Below are 18,975 nucleotides of genomic sequence, written 5' to 3'. Positions count from 1 at the left end.
CTAAGGAGACAAACCCCTGTGAAAAGAGAAGAATTAAAACAATTAAACCGGCAGAAAATCTTAGCTGCCGCCACAGACTTGATGACGCACCAGGGTATTCGAGCTACCAGTATGAAAGATGTTAGCTCAAAAGCAGATATTTCAATCGTCACTATGTATAAGTATTTTCCGACAAAAGAGGAGCTAACCGAGCAAGTCGTTTTGGACTTTTATAAAACCCGATTTAAGCCGATTATTGCGATGGCAGACGGGTCAGATGCAACCTTTGCCAAAATTATTAATGCCTTTAAAAAGGAGAAGAAAGAGTGTGAACGGCTTTTGGGTGAGAATATCTTTTTCGAATTCCAACGAGTGATTAAGCATTCCAAGATTGTTTACGATTACTTATATAATACCCAAATGTCTTTGATATCGACTTTGATTAAAAAGGGTCGAGCAAGTGGCGAAATCAATACGCCTGCTAGTGACGATGTGATGTTGATGGTCGCTTCGTGGGTCTTTACTTACCTTGGTAAGATGGAAGAAAATTTGAGCAAGCAAAAGATTGAAGGACTCCAATTATTTTTGCAGTACGGGGCGTTGGGCCGACCAGAGGATCGGAAAAAGCCTTTGGGATAAGATGAAGCGATTCCATAATTTTTATTGAATGGGGATGATTAAAAATCAGAACAAGATGAGGCCAGCTTTTTTAATGGCTTTGTATTTTTGCATGATTTGCTGAATTGGTTTGTCATCAGCATGAACATGTTTATCCGTATTATATGAAATCAAGATAATTGTCTGTTTGATTATCATGATTGCCAGAAGTCAACGCTATCATCGATGGTGTTGGCTTTTTTGTGCTGCCATGAAGGTAATGGTTGGATGAAATAAACCTTATAAGTGGCGAGTTATAGCATCTTTTCTTCAAAATGGAAGAAATAAGTATTTAAAAATTGTTTCAACCTATTTGACAAACTATATTATATGACATATAGTATTAGATGTTAAGGAGTATGATGATGAAAATAAAGATTCCGAATCTGGTTCTTGAGGCGGTTGTTTTACAGACATTGTCCGAAGAAGAACTTTACGGCTACGTAATCACAAAAAAAATACAGGAAGTCATTCCGATTTCTGATTCGACAACCTATCCCATCTTACGACGGCTCGAACAAAAAGGCTTTGTCACCACCCGGTCGGCAATCTTTGATGAACGAACCCGGAAATACTATCAGTTAACGAAAGAGGGAGAGGCGCAACTGGCTGACGCTAAAAAAGAGTGGCAGACCTTTGTTGAGCAGGTGAACGGCATTTTGGGAGAGTAACATGAACTATTTAGAAAAATTAGCAGCAGCACTTAAAGGATTACCAACAAAAGAAAAAGACGATATCTTAGAGTATTATCGTGAATACCTTGAGGATGGTGGATTGTCCGATGCAGAGGCAATCGAAAGTCTGGGCACACCGGAAGAGTTAGCAACAAAAATCAAGACAGACTATTACACCGAAAACGGCGAGCAGGTTCCGCCTTATGAACCGCAGCACACAACGGCTTATCGGGTTCTGATTTTAGCCCTGATCATCATCACGTTACCATTGACTCTACCATTCTTTGGTGGCATCTTCTTTTCACTCTTTATGCTCATCTTCGTCTTCTCGATTTTGATGCTATTGGCCACGGCTGCGGGAGTCGCCTTCTTTATTTACGGCCTCTTCACGTTATTCCACATTTTCTGGTCGGGACTGTTCTTTACTGGCTTGGGTATCATCTTTATCGGTCTGATGTTCTTGGTAATTCCGGGTATTATCTTTGTCACGAAAAAGGTGATTCAGGGCATTGTTGCTCTGAGTCGCTGGCTTGTAGAACTTTGGGAAAGGATTTAAGACAATGAAAAAATCGTTGAAATTAGGTGTCTTTTTGATGGGTGTTGGGGTAGTGCTATCCAGTGTTTCCTTTGTCTTAGCCAAGCCTGGAGAGATTGATTTTGCCAGGGTGCTGACGCGTGACTTATCTCACGTCAAAACAGAAACACACGATATTAGCCCGGATAAGAGTCAGCTGACAAACGAAAATATCCAAGGATTGAAAGTTGATACCAATAGCTTTGACATCGTGGTTAAAAGTGGTGACAAGTACGCTGTGGAGGAAACGGATTCCTCTGAACACGCGCTCTTTGAGACCAAGATTGAAAATCAGCAGTTAGTTGTGGTTAAAAAATCAGGAAAGGCCAATAACTTTCAAGCTGGGGACCAGCGATTAGAAATCACGGTACCAAAGAATATCAAGCTGCAAACGTTGGACATCCAAACCAAGAATGGCGATATTAAGCTCAAAAACATCAGCACGAACCAAGTTCAATTAACCAACATAAATGGTGACATTGAATTGAAGCAAGTGACCATCGACGGTGGTGGCAATGTTACCAACAAAAATGGTGATATCGAAGTGGAACAAAGCCAGTTGCCAACCGTTGAGGCTGAGACGAAGTCTGGGTCGCTTTCAATGAAGCGGGCCTACCATGTCAGTTACGGCGATGGCGCTAATTTACATTTAATGAATCAGTCCGGCGATGTTGATCTGGACTAAAGGAGAATAACAATGGCAATACTAGAACTAACACACGTACAGAAGTCCTATCCGGACAGCCAAAACAAGCAGGTCTTGCAGGATATTTCACTGACAATTAATGAAGGGGACTATGTCGCTATCATGGGTGAGTCCGGTGCGGGTAAGACCACGCTGTTAAACATTATGGCCACCCTTGATAACCCAACCAATGGATCCATTAAGTTAAACGGGGTAGAGACCACTGATTTATCAGACGGCAAGAAGGCAGTCTTTCGACGAGAAAACCTCGGCTTTATCTTCCAGTCCTTTGATCTTTTGGACATTTTCAACAACCGTGACAATATTTATTTGCCATTGGTTTTGACTAAGGCTCCTAAGTCCGAAATGGACAGTCGCTTGAGCGAATTGGCTCCACGACTGGGGATCCAAGAGCTTTTGGATAAGTATCCCAGCCAGATTTCTGGTGGACAGCGGCAACGAGTGACTGCTGCTCGTGCTTTGATTACGCGGCCGGCACTGATTTTGGCCGATGAACCAACAGGGGCATTGGATTCTAAGACTGCTCAAGAAATGCTATCAATTTTCCAGGACGTGAACGCGGCGGGGCAGACCATCGTCATGGTCACTCACTCATCATTGTCCGCTTCCTATGCTAAGAAGACCCTCTTTATCAAAGACGGTCGGATTCAAACTGCCTTAGACCGGGGCGAAATGGGTCAGGAGGAATACCTGTCAGCCATTTCCAACCAGCTAACGGAGTTGACGAAAGTAGGTGCATAAGATGTTGAGTCTTCGTTTTGCACTGCAAACACTCAAAAAGGATTTTCGCCACTACGCCTTATTTATTTTTGCCAATGCTTTCTTGTTGATGGTTAACGCGATGTTCTTTGCCATTCGCAACAACCACAGCATCGCTACTTCCGAATATGGCAAGATTATCAAGGCTGTGATGGTCTTAGGCTTAGTCTTGTCACTGTTGGTTGGTGCAGTCTTTATTTTCTATGCCAACTCTTTTGTCTCCGGTCGGCGGCAACGGCAAATCGGGACGCTCTCGATGTTGGGGATGTCGCGCTTTCAGGGCTTTATGGTGGTGGCCTGGCAGTCACTTGGCCTGTGGTTCATCACGACGATTATCGGACTGGCGGCTTCGTTTGGCGCCCTGTTCATTGCCTTTCCCGTGTTAAATCAGTTAGCAGGTGGCCAGGATTACCGGGTTGCCTTTGACTGGAATACGGTGGTCACGGTTGGGCTGATTTACGCAGCATTGTTTTTCCTGATGACCATGATTGAAGGATTTAAAATCGGTCGGACAAGCTTGATTGATTTGACCAAGTCCGACCAAAAGGTTGCCAAAGAACCAAAGGCGAAGGCCTTCCTGGGCATTACGGGCTTTGTGATCCTAATCGCTGGTTACTGGTTGGCTTTGACAACGAAGCCAAGCTTGAATGCCTTGTTCTCCTTTATCTGGGCAGTCGGCCTGGTGATTGTCGGGACTTATCTGGTGATGATTGTTGGTATTGGTTGGCTCTTAAAGCGTTTGCGCAAGAACCAAAAGTACTACTATCAGGACAAGCACTTTGTCCCCGTTTCGGGACTCTTATTCCGAGTGAAGAACAATGGGGCCGGCTTGGCCACCGTTGCCTTGCTATTCACAACCATCGTTGTGGCTTTGACGGCAGCAATTTCCATGCAGCAGGTGACCAGCAAGTTTGGCCAGTACCTGCCTTACGATACAACGATTACGAGTACCCAGGCCTTGTCACAGGACCAGTTAAAGCAGGTCCAACAGAGCGCCCAAGAGCACAACTTAACTTTGAGCGCTAGTCATGAATTGGAAGCAACCAATGCCATCTTGGCTAATGTCAGCGACGAGGGTAAGATCAGCCGTTTTACTGGCACGGGCGACGTTATGGCGACACCGGTTTTCCGAGCTATGACGGCTACGAGCTTGAAACAGTGGCAGGGACAATCCGTTTCGTTGGCTAGCGATGAGGTTGGGATTTACGCAACGCATCAAAAGCAGGTGCCAACAAAACTGCAAATTGGGGGTAAGACCTACAAGGTAAAAACGATTAACCAATTTACCTCACCTGATTCAACCGCACCATCCGGTCCAAGCTACTATTACTTGGTCGTGAACCAGCAAAGCCAGCTGAATGATTTCTTGAAGGATGTTCAGGTACCGGCAAGCAATGACGGTGGTGTCCAAGTTTCAATCTCGGACATGCCGGATGCAGTGACTCATCTCTATGCCTATGACGTGAAGGGCACGAAGAAAAATGAAATTGCCTTTAGCAAGGACTTGAGCAAGATTTTCCAACAGACGGGTGGCCAGGTCACGGACCGAGCCGACGCCGTGCAAAGCATCGAAACTGTCTTTGGTAGCTTGGTCTTCGTCGGTGTCTTGACGGCGGTTGTGTTGACCTTTACCACGGTCTTGATTGTTTACTATAAGCAAGTTGCTGAGGGAATGGTTGACCGACAAAACTTCAAGAAGATGCAACGAATTGGCCTCAGCCTGGCGGAAACCAAGCAAATGATTAACCGCCAAATTCGTCTGCTCTTCGGTTTGCCACTCTTGTTATTGGTCTTGAATGCGGCCTTTGCCTTCCCAATCTTGAAGACGGTCTTCAAGACTTTGGGGATGTTTGACCCAACGATTTTCATCCCAGTTATGGTCACGATGATGGTGATTGTCATCCTGATTTACCTGGTGATTTACTGGCTAACATCCAAGCGTTATCAACAAATTGTTAACCAATAAAAAGATAGTCTGGACTCTGAAAAATCAGTTTCCATGATTTCAAAATAAAGACGAACTCTACTGCAATGGCGGTCGGGTTCGTCTTTTTCTGTGCACAAAAAATAGACAGCCACGTTGGTGACTGTCTATTGGTGCTGGCTTATAGGCTCTGCGACCGCATTGACGCAGATGTTGCTAGGTCGGTGGCTGTCGTTTTGCCCTGGTTTACAGGGCCTTGTGACCGCGTTGACACGGATGCTGCCACGTTAGCGACCGTGGCTTACAAAGCCAAAGTATTGAAAATATCCATCAGCAAGCGCGTTTCTTCGATGTTGTGAACACGAATCAACCGGCCACCATTCATGACCATGTTGTATTCAACTAACAAAGATGAGATAAGGCGGTCATCGATCTCGCGGTCGAAGAGTGTGCCCATAAAGCTCTTGTTGGAAACACCAACCAAGATTGGCAGACGGCGGTCAGCCATGGCCCGAATGGCCTTAATCTTAGTGACGTCTTCGGCAGCAATTTCTTCCTTGGTGATACCTTCGTAGCGGGAAGTAAAGCCAACCCCTGGATCCAAGATGATGTTTTCGTCCTTCAGACCACGGGCCTTCAATGCAGTTACTTGGTCGTCGAGGTAGTCAAGCAAGGATTGGTGGACATTGTCGGTTGGCTTGTCACGGTTGTTGTAGGTTGTAATCACTGGTGCCTGGTAGCGTTCAACTAAGCCGATCATTTCTGGCGTGTCAAAGCCGGAGATACTATTAATCACTTGAACGCCGTGATCCAAGGCCCGTTCGATGGTAATTGGATTGTTGGAATCAACTGACAAGATAATGTCGGGGAAAGCTTTTCTGATTTCCTTCAAGTAGGGCTCCATTCGGCTGAATTCCTCATCAGCACTCATATCACCGGCCTTGGGGTTGGTGGACTTACCACCGATATCAAAGAAGGAAATGCCCATGGCGATTTGCTCTTCGATGCGACCAAGGTATTCCTTTAAGTTGTGGTCCTTGCCGTCGTAAAAGGACTCGGGTGACAGGTTCATGATGGAGTGAATCATGGGCTTATCCGTAATATCAAAGGACCGGTTACCGGCCGCAAAAAAGATTTGGCTGTCTTTGTAGATAGCCTCGAGTTCGTTCGTGGCGATGATTGCGTTTTGCTTGAAGTCGGCAATCACTGTTTCCAGGTCGCGGTGAGTGATTTGGAGTAGGTCCTGATTTTCCTGAGTGATAAAGCGTTGGTTGTGCTGGGCAAAATAGTTGGCCAGGCCGCTTTTTTGGTCCGCGGTTAAATCAGTGAAGGAAATCGTCATCTGACTGCCGGCAATTAAGGGATTGTATGTTGCTTGATCAATGTGCTTGATGGACATTGCTAGTCTCCTCGTTCTTTCGGTCATTAAGGGGCACTTTTAAGGTATAATGGTAAGTAATTCGTTAAAACCCTATCGATTAATCATATCATCATTTTTATGATAAGAAATAGGGTTTTCTGTTTACATTATGAGGTCGTGTCATGTTGACAATTAAGTTAAATAATATGAAGTTCCATTCCTATATCGGCGTTTACGCCGAGGAAAAGAAAATCGGACAAAACATCGAAATTGATTTGGCCTGTCAAATGCAGTCGGACCAGTCGCGTTACACGGATGACCTGACGGATACGGTCAGCTATGGGGCCATTTATCGAATAATCGAAAAGACCGTTGCCGATAGCCGGGTTGACCTCGTCGAACGCTTGGGCCAACAAATCTTTGATGATATTCGGGCCGTCTACGATGCTGAAATCGTGGCCATGTCACTGAATATTCGCAAATTAGCCGTGCCGGTTAATGGGATTTTCGATAGCGTGGAAATTACGTTGACGGATACTGGCAAGCGGGGTGCCGACCAATGATCACTTATTTGAGTATTGGTAGTAACCTGAATGACCGGTTGGCGGCCATCAATGCTGCTTTGCAGGCGTTGGCTGACGATGACCAAATCACGGTGGACCAGGTGTCACGGATTTACGAAACGAGCCCAGTTGGTGGTGTTAAGCAGGATGACTTCTATAACATCGCCGCTAAGGTGGAAACGACTTATTCGGCCCACGACCTCTTGGATAAAATTCATCAAATTGAAGCCGATTTGCACCGCGTCCGTGAGATTCATTGGGGGCCGCGAACCATTGATTTGGATATTCTCTTCTATGGGGATGAACAAATCGATGATGAGGTGTTGCAGGTCCCACATCCGGAACTTTACCGACGGAAGTTTGTCTTAGTGCCGCTGTTAGACCTTTTTGAGGCTGGCGACCCAGCCTATCAAAAGTTTCAGGAAGCCAGTCAGGCCTTACCGGCCGACCAGGCGGTCCGAGTTGTTGCTGAAAAATTAGAATATTAATTAATGGAAAAGACCATGGATAGTAAAAATCAAAAAATTATTGAAGATGCAGTGCGGACCATTTTGACGGCGGTCGGCGAAGATGTGAACCGAGAAGGGTTGTTGGAAACACCAGAGCGGGTGGCCAAGATGTATGCCGAAGTCTTTGGCGCCGTCAATACTGATTTCACCAACTTTACCGTTTTTGACTCAACGGAAGACGATGTCGACCAGGAAGTTATTACGGTCAAGAAGATTCCTTTCTACTCAATGTGTGAGCACCACCTCTTGCCATTCTTTGGCGAGGTTTCGCTGGCCTATATCCCGAATGACGGGAAGATTGTCGGCTTGAGTAAGGTGCCCCGGTTGATTGGCCACGTGGCCAAGAAGCCCAATGTTCAGGAACGCTTGACCTCTGAGGTTGCCCAGAAGTTAGACGAGTTAATCCACCCCAAGGGGATTGCCATCGTTGTCCGTGCCCGCCACATGTGCATGGAAATGCGCGGGGTGCGCAGTGTTGGCAATATCACGGAAACAACCTACTATATGGGTGAGTTCAAGGGCGATTTGGCCAAGCAAAGTCTCTTTTTGCAACAGGCATAAGAGTCGCTTAAAAAAATCAGAATCGGACTGTCGGCTGCGGCTTGCAGTCTAGCTAGATTAGTTGATGGCTGGTGTTGGGCTAGTTAACCAGCAGCGTGAGCAGTTTGTAGTTCGTTCAGTCAGTTGGGCAGTAGCGTGAGCAGTTTGCAGTTCGTTCAGTCAGTTGAGCAGCAACGCAAGCGGTTTGCAGTTCGTCTAGCCAGTGAAAGCACGGGAGGTCACGGTGAAAAAGGTAAATAAAGACCAAACTTATCAACAGGCGTTGGCCATCTTGGAGAGCATTCCGGCCGGCATGAAGTACAAGGAAGAGATTGACCGAGTGGCCTTCTTGCGCCAAATTATTGGTTGGTTAAGTTTTGACCGCTTTTCAAGCAAGGTCATTCGTCTGGCCGGTACGAACGGTAAGGGTTCGACCGGAAAGATGGTGACAAACTTCTTGGTGGCCAGTGGGCTGACCGTTGCCGGTTTTAATAGCCCGCACTTGTTTGAAGTCCGGGAAGAGATTACCTGGAATGGGGATGTGATTGCGAAGGCTGATTTTGCCCGGGCCTTCTTTGATTTGTTGTCCGTCTTGGATGACCACGAGGTGGACTTGCTGACTGAGATTTCCAGTTTTGAGGCGTCCTTCTTAACGGCCATGGCCTTTTACATTCGCCAAAACCCAGACTACCTGGTTTTGGAGGCCGGTCTGGGTGGCGAGTTGGATGCAACCAATGCGATTCCCCGATCAGACTACACGATTTTGACCCGGATTGGCATGGATCATATGCGGATTTTGGGTGATAATTTAACCGCCATCGCCCAAACGAAAGTGCGAATGGTCCGTGAGGGTGAAACTATTATTTCCTATGCCCCACAACGGCCGGAGGTCGATCAGGTAGTGGCTGAAATTGCGCAAGAGCGGGGCAACCGCGTCTTTTCAGCCGCCATGGTCGAAATTGATCAGGTGGCTGAAAGTGGCACGAAGCGAACGGTGACCGTCACGGTTGGGGACCAGGAAATCAAGGATATCCAGCTGGGGTTGCAAGGGTCCTACCAATTGGGGAACTTGCAGACGGCCATCGCCACCTGGCAGGTCCTGTCCCAAATCGATGGGGTTAGTCAGATCCCATTGGCCGCCTTAAAATCAGGGATTGCCACAGCCCACATGCCTGGGCGCTTTGAATACTTACAAGAGGAGCCCCGGCCGGTAATTGTCGATGGCGCCCACAACGTTGATGGGATTAACGCCCTGATTGAAACCGTGCAGGGCTCTTTTGCCAACCGGCGTAAGGTCCTGATCGTTGGTTTTTTGGCCGATAAGGATACGCTAACTTGCGTTCAAGACCTGTGTGCCTTGGAGAATACGACTTTCATCGTGACCACGCCAGATAATCAAGACCGGCAGTTAGCCGCTGAGGACCTGTACCAAGAATTCTTGAAGTTTACCGATGCAAAGCGGGTGCTGACGATGGCCAATCCGGCTCAGGCAACCCAATATGCGCTGGCACACTTTGACCAGGAGAACGATGTTGTCTTGGCGACGGGCTCTTTTTACCTCGTCAAAGAGGTTATTAAGGCCGTTCACAACCAATAAACCAGTAAAAAAACCAGCAGTTGCTGGTTTTTTTTGTTGCTTGAAAAGCCGGCGGCTAAGCTGATTTTTACTAGATTTTTGACCATAAAAAAAGCCCCCAAGCGGGGACTTTCAAAATAAAATTACATAAACATCACGGCGAAGACGATCAAACCAACGACGATTCGGTACCAACCAAAGGCCTTGAAATCGTGTGTTTGCACGAACTTCAACAACCACTTGATAGCGATAACCGCAACGATGAAGGAAACCAAAGTTCCGGTTGCCAAGACGGCCCATTGTTCGCCCGTGAAGGTGTTGCCCTTCAAGAGGTAAGAACCAACCTTCAGGATGGTAACCCCAACCATGGTTGGGATAGCCAGGAAGAAACTAAATTCAGTGGCCACGTAACGGCTGGCACCTAAGATGATGGCACCTAAGATGGTTGCCCCCGAACGACTTGTACCAGGCACGATTGACAAAGCTTGGAACAACCCGATGTAGAAGGCTGTGCTGTAGCCAATGTTTGCTAAGCTGCTGATCTTAGGGGCCTTGTTCTTGTAGATGTTTTCAATCACGATGAACAAGATACCATAAACAATCAAAGCAGTAGCAACAACGGCTGGCTTGTGCAAGTGCTCATCCATGAAATCATTCAATGGCAAACCAATAATGATTGATGGGAGGCAGGCGATAATCACCTTGAACCAAAGGACCCAAGTATCTTGGCGTTCCCGCACGGTCTTCTTTGCGCTAAATGGGTTCAGCTTGCTGAAGTACAAAATCACAACGGCCATGATGGCCCCAAATTGAATCACGTATTCAAACATGTTTTCAAAGGCTTTTCCTTGGCTGATTTGCACAAATTGGCTTACCAAGTCGATGTGGCCAGTCGAACTGACTGGTAAGAATTCTGTTAATCCTTCGACAATACCAATAATAATGGCTTTAAAAATGTCAAGCATAATCTCTCCTAGTATTTCTGGAATGCAAAACGCAACCGAATACCCACAGGCATTCGGTTACGGTTTGTAATAACAAACAAGAGCCACCCGTTTCTCACAAAAGAAGGGTCAGGCGACATCTGGCGGTGCTTTAGCCTTAATAGGTTAGAATTCATCGTCAAAATCAGTTTACCACAAAGCCTCGTGTTCAAACCTGAGTTTTGGATAAACTTAAACAGTTTTTATCAAATCAGCAGATTAACAATCTCGGAGTGTAGAATCAGTTTGAATTAATGGCAAAAGAAGGGGATTGGTACGGGGTTTTTGTAAGAGAAAATACTTCATATAATAGAAGGAAGCTGATTTAAAGGCATAAAAAAGCGCCCGTGTAAATACGGACACTTTGATTAACTAAACACAGTGAATTAAATTGTTGCCACTTCTTGGTTGCGGAAGCGTAAGTAGCAGTAGCCACCGAAGACGATTACCCAAATGATAGCCCCGGTTGCGGGGATAACGTCGTTTGGATTAGCGAAGAGTGACAAGAAGACGAGCACGAAGGCCCCGATGGTGATTGGGCTCGTGTAACGATACCAAGGCATCTTGAAGCCATCCGGCATGAATTCCGGTGAAACGCGGAAACGTCGGTGAGCAACCATCGTCATCAGGTAAACCACCAAGTAAAGGTCACTGGCACCACCAGTAACGAACTGGAAGGCATCGTTGATGGATGGGATGGAAGCAATCACGGGTGCGAAGAGCAACAGTGCACCGGAGAAGAGAATGGCAGGTGTTGGAATACCAGCCTTCGCAATCTTAGCCAATGGCTTCCAGTCTAGTTCTCGAGAAAGCTGGTAGAGGTGTCGACCACTTGAGAAGAGGACACTGTTCAAAGCTGAGGAAGCAGAAGTCAAAACCACGAAGTTAATCACGGCTGCGGCTGCTGGCAAACCAGCCAACTTGAAGACTTGCACGAATGGACTGTTACCGGCAGTGATGCTCGTCCATGGCATGATGGACATGATGATGATCAAGGCACCGATGTAGAACAACAAGACCCGGTAAACCGTTTCGTTAATGGCCTTCTTCAAGACCTTACGAGGGTTCTTGGTTTCACCAATGGTGATACCAACGAATTCCATTCCGGCCATCGCGAAGAAGACCATCGGGATCGAACCGAGGAAGGCTTGAAAGCCGTTAGGGAAGAGGCTGAAATTATGGAAAATGTTACCAAAGCTAGCCGTCGCCCCACCGGGACTCTTAAAGCCGGTCATGACCATGAAGATTCCGGTCACAATCAGGGAAATGATGGCGATGATTTTGATCATTGCGAACCAGAATTCCGTTTCACCGAAGGCCCTGGCTGCCAAGATGTTTAGCAAAACCAAGACGGCGAGGAAAGAGATTTCAATTGCAGCCGTGTTCCAGGTTGGAAACCAGAACTTGACGTAGGTTGCAATGGCCGTCAATTCAGACATGCCGGCGAAAATCAGTGCCAGCCAATAAGTCAAACCGGCAAAGACCCCGGGACCTTTGCCCAAATACTTAGAAATAAAACCAACGAAGGTATGTTGGTCGGGTTGTGAGTAAAGCATTTCACCGATGGCGCGCATCATGAAGAAAAAGAGCGTGCCCAATACGGCGTAGAGAATTAAAATTGTGGGGCCTGATTTTGAAATCGTTGAGCCCGCACCTAAGAAAAGTCCGGTTCCAATAGTACCGCCGATGGCAATCATTTGCACGTGACGGTTGCTCAAGGAGCGCTTGGTTCCGTCTTGGTTCACCTCGATCTCCTGAATAGGTTGTGCCATAAGCATCCTCCTTCTACTTTGAATCTTAGATTCAAACGAACAATTATCATTAATTCCTAATATAAGTCTGTGTTTCGTTGCGATTTCGTCTATCATAAGATGAAAAAATTATGCGAAAAGGATTTTTGTTAGGAAATATGACATTTGCTCTTGGGTTAGCAAAGGGGAAGTGTTATGAAAAAAGGCGAAAATTTGGCGTTTTGGGGATTTTTATGAAAGAAAAAATGATTCTAAAAAAATTGGTCAAAAAGATAAAAAAGTGGGGGATTTCATCTTGTTGAGAAAATAACTTGACGATTTTTTGACAAAATGTTTTGAATTCAGATGAGCTAATCAAATTGTTGCGGACGAAAATTTTAAACCTTAAATTCATCAGAAAATTGCCAAAAAATAAAAAATGACCACGAAGGTCATTTAACGGCAACGGCTTGGTCAGCAGCGCTAAGTTGTTGAATGGTTTGGCTGATTTTATCGATAGCCTGGGCCAAATCAGCTTGGTCCACAATCAATGGTGGCAAAAGACGCAACGTGTTGCCACGGGCTGAAAGGGTCAAGATGCCTTCTTTGTGGAGGGCCTGAATAACCTGGCCAACGGGCAGAGAATGAGCCAAGTGAATACCAACCATTAAGCCGGCACCACTGATGCCGGTTACAGCTTCTAGCGGACTGAGCTTCTTTTCTAGCTGGTCAAAGAGCCAGTCACCCTTGGCCTGAACAGTGGCTAAGAATTCTGGGTTCAGTTGCTTCAGGACTTCTTTCGCGGCAGACATCACGACCTTGTTGCCACCAAAGGTCGTACCGTGGTCACCGGGCTGGAAGTGCTTGGCAACACTTTCCTTGGCGAGGAGGGCCCCAACAGGCAAACCATTGGCCAATCCCTTAGCAACTGTAATCATATCTGGTTCCAAGCCGTAGTGTTCAAAGGCAAAACGATGGCCAGTCCGCCCCATGCCGCTTTGGACTTCATCAATAATCAACAAGGTACCGGTTGCATGACATTTTTCTTGGACTTGGTGCAGCCAGTCGGCCTGACCAACATTAATGCCGCCTTCACCCTGGATGACTTCAAGGATCACGGCAGCGGTGTCTTCGGTAATCGCATCGAGGGCAGCTGGATCGTTAAAGGGCACCATCTTGACTGCCGGCATCAAAGGCGCGAAGCCTTCTTGGATGTGGGGGTAACCAGTAACGGACAAGGAGCCGGTGGTCCGGCCATGGAAACCATAGTCAAAGGCAACGAGTTCGTGCTTGCCAGTCGCCTTGTGGGCTAATTTAATCGCAGCCTCGTTGGCCTCGGTCCCAGAGTTACAGAAAAAGGCCTGGTAACCGGCTGGACAGAGGTCTTCTGCGACTTCTTCTGCGAGCTGGTTTTGGTATAAGTTGGTAATATGCCAGACCTTTTCCACCTGGTCAGCCACGGCTTGCTTAATTTGCTGGTTGCTGTAGCCAAAGTTGCAGACACCGATACCGGCAGTCAGGTCAAGGTATTCTTTACCCTGGTCGTCGATGAGATAAGCATCGTGTCCATCCACGATATCAAAGGGGAATTGGTTGTAAGTATGCATAGTCGTTGTCATGGTAAAGCCTCCTGTTGGTTCTACTGGTTTGTTTTGAAATTGGAAAAATCAGGAACTTGTTCGCCATTTTTTACTACTAAGCGGTCAAGAAGGCGCACTTAAAAAAGCTTGGGCTTGCAGTCCCCAAAAAAGCGAGATAAAATTGTCGATTTTTTGTCCGTATCATAGTTCTAACTTTGTTCCTTGGCCAAGGTGATTGGTGATGGTAATCTTGTGGACACCATGGTGGAGGGCGGAAAAGGCGGCCTGGAGCTTGGGCACCATGCCAGCTGTAATCAATTCCTGGTCAATCAATTGGTTGGCTTTGAGCGGGTTGAGGGCTGTGACGACCTCTTCGTTGACGAGGACTCCAGGGACATCGGTTAAGAGGACCAATTGGTCGGCTGATGCCATGGTAGCCAGTGCCTGAGCCGCTGAGTCGGCGTTCACGTTCAGCGGGCCATTTGGTCCGCTAGCGAGTGAGTTGACTAGTAAGACGGGGTTCTGCTCGTTTCCGTCTTGGCTCACCTGTGCCAGCACCGCTTCATCGATGCCGGTTACTTCGCCGACCTCACCATAGGTGTCCTGATCAAGGTAGTCGGCGGTGAAGAGGGGGCCGGCTTTCTGGTTCACGGCCAGGGCCGGGATACCCGCTTCAGCCAGCTGATTTTGAAAATGAGGCTGGATGACGTTAGTCAGCAGGTGGCTGGTGAGGGCCAGCACGCTTGGTGGTGTGACCCGAATCCCGTCAATCTTTTCGGTTGGTAGGTCAAAGAAGGCGCAGGTGGAAGAAATTAGTTGCCCACCACCGTGTAGGATGACCACTTGTTGGCCTTCCTTGGTCCATTCCTTGACTTGGTGGAAGAAATCGTCTTTGAGTTGGCTGATGGCATTGCCACCGATTTTAATGACAATCATGGTCTTAACCCTCGTAGGCGGCGTTAATCTCAACGTACTTGTAGGTCAAGTCACAACCCCAGGCCTGGCCTGTTGCTTCGCCAACGTGCAAGTCAATGGTCAAATCAATTTTGTCTTGGGCGAGGATGGTTGCCACCTGGTCTTGGTCAGCCAAGACTTTTTGGCTGTCCTTGACGAGGGGCACATCGGCCAAGAAAATATCGAGGTGGTTGGGGCTGATTTGCGCTTGGGTTTGGCCAATGGCCTGAACGATTCGGCCCCAATTGTTTTCTTCGCCAAAGAGCATGGCCTTAATGAGGTTGGAGCCGACGATGGCCCGGGCGACCTGGTTGGCTTCAACCACTGAAGCCGCGTTGACAACGGTTGCTTGGACAAATTTGTTGGATCCTTCGCCATCCTGGGCAACCATCTTGGCCAAGGCGACCAAAACCGCCTTCAATCCAGCTTTGAAATCAGCTAAGTCGTTGGCCTGAGTAGTGCTTTGGTCAAGCAGTGCGTTTTCTGCCTGGCCATTAGCAAGGACAAGGACCATGTCGTTGGTGGACATGCAGCCATCGACCGTGATTTGGTTGAAGGAAGATTGAATCAAATCAGACAGAAGGCCTTGGAGGACTTCACCTGTGATGTTGGCATCCGTGGTAATAAAGCCCAAAGTGGTGCCCATGTTGGGGTGAATCATGCCAGAACCCTTAGCAATCCCTGTAATGGTAACGGGTTGGCCAGCAATCATGACGGAAACCGTTGTTTTCTTTTCGCAGGAATCGGTTGTCAAAATGGCGTGGGCAATGTCTGATTCGGGGGCCAAACCTAATTGGTCAAGGCCGTTTTCAATTTTGTCCATTTCCAATTGCTTACCAATGACACCGGTAGAGGCAACGGCCACGAGATTGGGGTCGATAGCTAATTTATTGGCGGCTAGTTGGTGGGTTTCATTTGCGTGATCCAAGCCTTCCTGGCCGGTGAAGGAGTTCGCATTATCAGAATTAATCACGATGGCTTGGAGCTCGTGGTTTTGGTTAATCAGATTTTTGGTGAACTGCACCGGAGCCGCTTGGAATTGGTTTTTGGTATAAACGCCAGCAGCTACGGCTGGAACGTCCGAAACAATCCAGGCCATGTCGAGTTGCTGGTCTTCTTTAAAGCCCGCATGGGCCGTGCCCGTTTGGAAACCTTTGGGCCAGGTAAAGTCAATTTCTTGCATAAGAAGTTCTCCTTTTCTTCTATATAAAGAGGGGCTTTTGTCTGTGTTGGTTTTGGTCTAGGTGCTGGCAAGATTGGTGGGATGATGAAAGGGTCGAAGTGACCTCTTTGTGGCTCAGCAGAAGTTTTATTTGCTTCATGCTGCCCCAAAATTCTTAAAAGGCCAGGGCCGTTAATTCCAGTCCAGCAGTTACTGGGTAGTTCAGCAACTGGTTCATGTTTTGGATGGCTTGGCCGGCTGCGCCCTTGAGCATATTGTCAATCACGGCGTCGATGGTCAGGTAACCCGTAACGGGGTTAAAGGTCAGGCCAATCTTGCAGTTGTTGGTTCCGATGACGGACTTGATGTCGGGCAGGTAATCGTCGCAAATTTGGACGAATGGATCCTCGTCGTAGAGGTCATGGTAGTAGTTGAGGATCGCCATCTCATCAATGCCGGGCTTAACCTTGGCATAAATCGTGGCCATGATACCGCGGTCAATGGGGACCAGGGTGGTCATGAATTGCAGGTGTTGCACCTTGGGATTCCACTTGCTGAGTTCGGCCAAGATTTCTGGAATGTGCTTGTGCTGGTTCGCCTTGTAAATCTGCAGGTTTTCGTTCGACCGGCTAAAGTGTGATGACGAGCTTAGTGACTTGCCGGCACCGGACAATCCTGATTTGGCATCCACGACGATTGAGTCGGGTTCGATCAAATCACCCATGACGGCGGGGGCTAGTCCCAAGAGGGTTGCCGTTGCATAGCAGCCAGGGTTGGCGATGTATGAGGCACCCGGATTTTCGTAGATGTCGGCCAAGCCGTAGTAGGCGTTTTGCAAATCAGTTTCCTTAGCTGGGCTAAGGTGGTACCACTTCTCATATTCGGCTGGGTCCTTCAAACGGAAGTCGCCGGAAAGGTCAATCACGGGGAAGTGGGCCTTCAAGAAAGGTTCGGCCAAGTTGATGGCCACCCCGGCTGGCGTTGCTAGGAAAATCAGGTCGTTGTTGGCCATGATTTCTTGGCTATCGTAAGGATAGGCGAGCTGGGGATGTGGCAGGTTCAACCGGGGGTTGAGGTCGACAAGGGGGATGGCGTCGTCTAAATCGTGTTGGTAGACGTTAATCGTCTCGACTTCGGGGTGTTCTTGTAAGAGGGCGTAAAGTTGCATGCCGGCATAACCGGTAACGCCTGTAATCGCGGCATTCATAGCAAGCTTCCTTTCTGTGTTACTAGGTAGGGGTTTTGGCCGCGTGGGTCATTTCCCCGCTTGGCCAATCAATGTCATTAAATTTTTGGAATAAATTGGGTGCCGAGCGTGGCGGCCATCATGGCTTTGATACCGTGCTTCCGGTTTTCGGCTTCATCGAATTGACGACCGTATTGGCTTTGGAAGACCTCGTCTGTGATTTCCATTTCCTTAAGGCCGTACTTGACGTAAACTTCCTTACCAACTTCGGTCCGAAGGTCGTGGAAGGCAGGCAAGCAGTGGAGGACAATCAATTGACCGTCATCAAGGTGTCCGGTCATAGCCAAGGCGTTCATGTTGACCTGGTAGGGAAGGAGTAAGTCGATGCGTTCCTTCCAGTTATCCTCACCCATGGAAACCCAAACGTCAGTGGTGACAACGTTGGCATCCTTTAAGCCGGTGGCCAAATCAGAAGTGATGGTGATTTCGGCGCCGGTTTCCTTGGCATAGCCCTGGGCAATTTCTAAGACTTCAGCAGCCGGTTGCAATGATTCCGGACTAACAATGGCAACGTTGACCCCGGCCATGGCACAACCAACTAGTAAGGAGTGGGCAACGTTGTTGCGGCCATCACCGAGGTAAGCAACCTTTAAGCCGGCCAAGTGACCGAAGTTTTCCTTGATAGTCATCAAGTCGGGGATGGTTTGCGTTGGGTGCCAGTCATCTGTGAGGCCGTTCCAAACGGGAACGCCGGAGTACTTAGCCAAAGCTTCGACACTTGATTGGCGGAAGCCACGGAATTCAATGGCGTCGTACATGGAACCCAAGACCTTAGCGGTATCTTCAATCGATTCCTTGTGGAATAAGTGGATTTCATTCTTGCCCAAGAAAACGGGATGGGCACCAAGTTCGTTGGCGGCCGTGGTAAAGGCTGACATGGTTCGCGTTGAGTTCTTTTCAAAAATCAAGGCGATGTTCTTGTCAGCCAATAGCTTGGTATGAATGTTTTGCTTGGCCAATCCCTTAAGGTGCAAGCCGTAATCGACCAAGTAGTTTAGTTCGTTGACTGATAAATCAGTCTCCTTCAAAATGCTCTTACCGTAAAATTGGTTTTGAAAAAATGTTGTTGTTGTCATAATCTGTTCTCCTCTAGCCGATAAATCAAATAAAAAACGCCCTCTGACAGACGATTATTCTGTCAGAGGGCGTTTTTGCGCGGTACCACCTCAGTTCCTAGAAGGTTTGCACACTCCTAGCTCAGCAAGTCAAAAAAGACTTTGGCGGTAACGGGCCATTGACCGATTCTTTCTACTCGTTTCGAAAGATAACTCACGGGCACGATTTAGTTGGTTTGTTTGGCCGGTTCTCACGAATTAACATCCAGCTTTTCTGTGAAAACAAAGTCAACTAAAATTTCCGATCATCGTTTTTTGATTAACATTGGCTTTTCGCCAACTTGTTGACAACAGCATAATGAATTTTTTTTCGCCTGTCAAGCATTAATTAGAGAAAAGTGAGAAAAATGTGATCTATTTCTTGGTTAAAATTCATCTATAAAA

At 47.5% G+C, this 18,975-nt stretch carries 19 protein-coding genes; 10 read left to right on the top strand and 9 right to left on the bottom strand.

The genetic code is table 11. The features are described from left to right. Positions 1–18 precede the first annotated feature (18 nt). Positions 19–618 carry a TetR/AcrR family transcriptional regulator gene (locus AOQ32_RS05145; protein ID WP_059393902.1) on the top strand — a complete coding sequence of 200 codons (600 nt, stop codon included), beginning with the start codon at positions 19–21 and terminating at the stop codon, positions 616–618. Positions 619–663: 45 nt separating this feature from the next. On the opposite strand, the gene AOQ32_RS09065 is transcribed toward AOQ32_RS05145, so the two are convergent. After that, a complete protein-coding gene (locus tag AOQ32_RS09065) occupies positions 664–795 on the bottom strand; it encodes a hypothetical protein (protein WP_275542755.1) in 132 nt (43 codons plus the stop codon). A 206-nt stretch (positions 796–1,001) separates the two neighbouring features. Between AOQ32_RS09065 and AOQ32_RS05140 the strand changes: the two genes are divergently transcribed. From AOQ32_RS05140 to AOQ32_RS05120, 5 genes are read left to right on the top strand one after another with little or no spacing between them, the layout of a single operon-like run. Then, positions 1,002–1,307 (top strand): PadR family transcriptional regulator, encoded by a 306-nt coding sequence (locus AOQ32_RS05140; RefSeq protein WP_047975645.1) that lies wholly within the window; start codon positions 1,002–1,004, stop codon positions 1,305–1,307. 1 nt (position 1,308) lies between these two features. Further along, positions 1,309–1,866 carry a DUF1700 domain-containing protein gene (locus AOQ32_RS05135; RefSeq protein ID WP_059393901.1) on the top strand — a complete coding sequence of 186 codons (558 nt, stop codon included), beginning with the start codon at positions 1,309–1,311 and terminating at the stop codon, positions 1,864–1,866. Between the two features lie 4 nt (positions 1,867–1,870). Then, positions 1,871–2,569, top strand: coding sequence for a DUF4097 family beta strand repeat-containing protein (locus AOQ32_RS05130; protein WP_059393900.1), 699 nt, complete (start codon positions 1,871–1,873; stop codon positions 2,567–2,569). 12 nt (positions 2,570–2,581) lie between these two features. Continuing rightward, on the top strand, positions 2,582–3,331 hold the full coding sequence (locus tag AOQ32_RS05125; protein WP_059393899.1) for an ABC transporter ATP-binding protein: 750 nt from the start codon (positions 2,582–2,584) through the stop codon (positions 3,329–3,331). Between the two features lies 1 nt (position 3,332). Then, a complete protein-coding gene (locus AOQ32_RS05120) occupies positions 3,333–5,315 on the top strand; it encodes an FtsX-like permease family protein (RefSeq protein WP_059393898.1) in 1,983 nt (660 codons plus the stop codon). Positions 5,316–5,574: 259 nt separating this feature from the next. Here AOQ32_RS05120 and folP read toward each other — a convergent pair whose 3' ends face one another. Continuing rightward, positions 5,575–6,672: a dihydropteroate synthase gene (gene folP, locus AOQ32_RS05115; RefSeq protein ID WP_059393897.1), complete on the bottom strand. Its 1,098-nt coding sequence runs from the start codon at positions 6,670–6,672 to the stop codon at positions 5,575–5,577. 143 nt (positions 6,673–6,815) lie between these two features. Between folP and folB the strand changes: the two genes are divergently transcribed. The 4 genes from folB to AOQ32_RS05100 all read left to right on the top strand — a co-directional run bounded on the left by folB (position 6,816) and on the right by AOQ32_RS05100 (position 9,842). Further along, on the top strand, positions 6,816–7,196 hold the full coding sequence (gene folB, locus AOQ32_RS05110; protein WP_059393896.1) for a dihydroneopterin aldolase: 381 nt from the start codon (positions 6,816–6,818) through the stop codon (positions 7,194–7,196). 8 nt (positions 7,197–7,204) lie between these two features. Next, on the top strand, positions 7,205–7,684 hold the full coding sequence (gene folK, locus AOQ32_RS09000; protein WP_242976722.1) for a 2-amino-4-hydroxy-6-hydroxymethyldihydropteridine diphosphokinase: 480 nt from the start codon (positions 7,205–7,207) through the stop codon (positions 7,682–7,684). Positions 7,685–7,699: 15 nt separating this feature from the next. After that, positions 7,700–8,266, top strand: coding sequence for a GTP cyclohydrolase I FolE (gene folE, locus AOQ32_RS08995; protein ID WP_047975639.1), 567 nt, complete (start codon positions 7,700–7,702; stop codon positions 8,264–8,266). Between the two features lie 223 nt (positions 8,267–8,489). After that, the gene (locus tag AOQ32_RS05100) at positions 8,490–9,842 is read left to right on the top strand and encodes a bifunctional folylpolyglutamate synthase/dihydrofolate synthase (RefSeq protein WP_059393894.1); all 1,353 of its coding nucleotides are present in this window, start codon (positions 8,490–8,492) and stop codon (positions 9,840–9,842) included. A gap of 122 nt (positions 9,843–9,964) precedes the next feature. On the opposite strand, the gene AOQ32_RS05095 is transcribed toward AOQ32_RS05100, so the two are convergent. The 7 genes from AOQ32_RS05095 to argF form a co-directional block, all read right to left on the bottom strand. Further along, complete coding sequence (locus AOQ32_RS05095) at positions 9,965–10,786, bottom strand: undecaprenyl-diphosphate phosphatase (RefSeq protein ID WP_059393893.1); 822 nt, start codon at positions 10,784–10,786, stop codon at positions 9,965–9,967. Between the two features lie 404 nt (positions 10,787–11,190). Then, entirely contained in the window at positions 11,191–12,576 is a 1,386-nt protein-coding gene (locus AOQ32_RS05090) for an amino acid permease (protein ID WP_059393892.1), read from the bottom strand. Between the two features lie 410 nt (positions 12,577–12,986). Next, a complete protein-coding gene (locus AOQ32_RS05085; RefSeq protein WP_059393891.1) occupies positions 12,987–14,153 on the bottom strand; it encodes an acetylornithine transaminase in 1,167 nt (388 codons plus the stop codon). A 162-nt stretch (positions 14,154–14,315) separates the two neighbouring features. Continuing rightward, positions 14,316–15,050 carry an acetylglutamate kinase gene (gene argB, locus AOQ32_RS05080; protein WP_059393890.1) on the bottom strand — a complete coding sequence of 245 codons (735 nt, stop codon included), beginning with the start codon at positions 15,048–15,050 and terminating at the stop codon, positions 14,316–14,318. A 4-nt stretch (positions 15,051–15,054) separates the two neighbouring features. Then, positions 15,055–16,251, bottom strand: coding sequence for a bifunctional glutamate N-acetyltransferase/amino-acid acetyltransferase ArgJ (argJ, locus tag AOQ32_RS05075; protein ID WP_059393889.1), 1,197 nt, complete (start codon positions 16,249–16,251; stop codon positions 15,055–15,057). Between the two features lie 154 nt (positions 16,252–16,405). Next, complete coding sequence (gene argC, locus AOQ32_RS05070; RefSeq protein WP_059393888.1) at positions 16,406–17,437, bottom strand: N-acetyl-gamma-glutamyl-phosphate reductase; 1,032 nt, start codon at positions 17,435–17,437, stop codon at positions 16,406–16,408. 77 nt (positions 17,438–17,514) lie between these two features. Then, a complete protein-coding gene (argF, locus tag AOQ32_RS05065; protein ID WP_059393887.1) occupies positions 17,515–18,552 on the bottom strand; it encodes an ornithine carbamoyltransferase in 1,038 nt (345 codons plus the stop codon). Positions 18,553–18,975: the final 423 nt, after the last annotated feature.

This window comes from Fructobacillus tropaeoli (genome assembly GCF_001047135.2).
GTDB classification, from domain to species: Bacteria; Bacillota; Bacilli; order Lactobacillales; family Lactobacillaceae; genus Fructobacillus; species Fructobacillus tropaeoli.
This window is presented reverse-complemented; position numbering and strand designations above follow the sequence as displayed.

What these genes read in the sequence shown, in the direction of transcription:
- AOQ32_RS09065 (WP_275542755.1), bottom strand. Translation starts at nt 795, where the DNA reads ATGATAATCAAACAGACAATTATCTTGATTTCATATAATACGGATAAA.
- AOQ32_RS05140 (WP_047975645.1), top strand. Translation starts at nt 1,002, where the DNA reads ATGAAAATAAAGATTCCGAATCTGGTTCTTGAGGCGGTTGTTTTACAG.
- AOQ32_RS05135 (WP_059393901.1), top strand. Translation starts at nt 1,309, where the DNA reads ATGAACTATTTAGAAAAATTAGCAGCAGCACTTAAAGGATTACCAACA.
- AOQ32_RS05130 (WP_059393900.1), top strand. Translation starts at nt 1,871, where the DNA reads ATGAAAAAATCGTTGAAATTAGGTGTCTTTTTGATGGGTGTTGGGGTA.
- AOQ32_RS05125 (WP_059393899.1), top strand. Translation starts at nt 2,582, where the DNA reads ATGGCAATACTAGAACTAACACACGTACAGAAGTCCTATCCGGACAGC.
- AOQ32_RS05120 (WP_059393898.1), top strand. Translation starts at nt 3,333, where the DNA reads ATGTTGAGTCTTCGTTTTGCACTGCAAACACTCAAAAAGGATTTTCGC.
- folP (WP_059393897.1), bottom strand. Translation starts at nt 6,672, where the DNA reads ATGTCCATCAAGCACATTGATCAAGCAACATACAATCCCTTAATTGCC.
- folB (WP_059393896.1), top strand. Translation starts at nt 6,816, where the DNA reads ATGTTGACAATTAAGTTAAATAATATGAAGTTCCATTCCTATATCGGC.
- folE (WP_047975639.1), top strand. Translation starts at nt 7,700, where the DNA reads ATGGATAGTAAAAATCAAAAAATTATTGAAGATGCAGTGCGGACCATT.
- AOQ32_RS05095 (WP_059393893.1), bottom strand. Translation starts at nt 10,786, where the DNA reads ATGCTTGACATTTTTAAAGCCATTATTATTGGTATTGTCGAAGGATTA.
- AOQ32_RS05090 (WP_059393892.1), bottom strand. Translation starts at nt 12,576, where the DNA reads ATGGCACAACCTATTCAGGAGATCGAGGTGAACCAAGACGGAACCAAG.
- AOQ32_RS05085 (WP_059393891.1), bottom strand. Translation starts at nt 14,153, where the DNA reads ATGACAACGACTATGCATACTTACAACCAATTCCCCTTTGATATCGTG.
- argB (WP_059393890.1), bottom strand. Translation starts at nt 15,050, where the DNA reads ATGATTGTCATTAAAATCGGTGGCAATGCCATCAGCCAACTCAAAGAC.
- argJ (WP_059393889.1), bottom strand. Translation starts at nt 16,251, where the DNA reads ATGCAAGAAATTGACTTTACCTGGCCCAAAGGTTTCCAAACGGGCACG.
- argC (WP_059393888.1), bottom strand. Translation starts at nt 17,437, where the DNA reads ATGAATGCCGCGATTACAGGCGTTACCGGTTATGCCGGCATGCAACTT.
- argF (WP_059393887.1), bottom strand. Translation starts at nt 18,552, where the DNA reads ATGACAACAACAACATTTTTTCAAAACCAATTTTACGGTAAGAGCATT.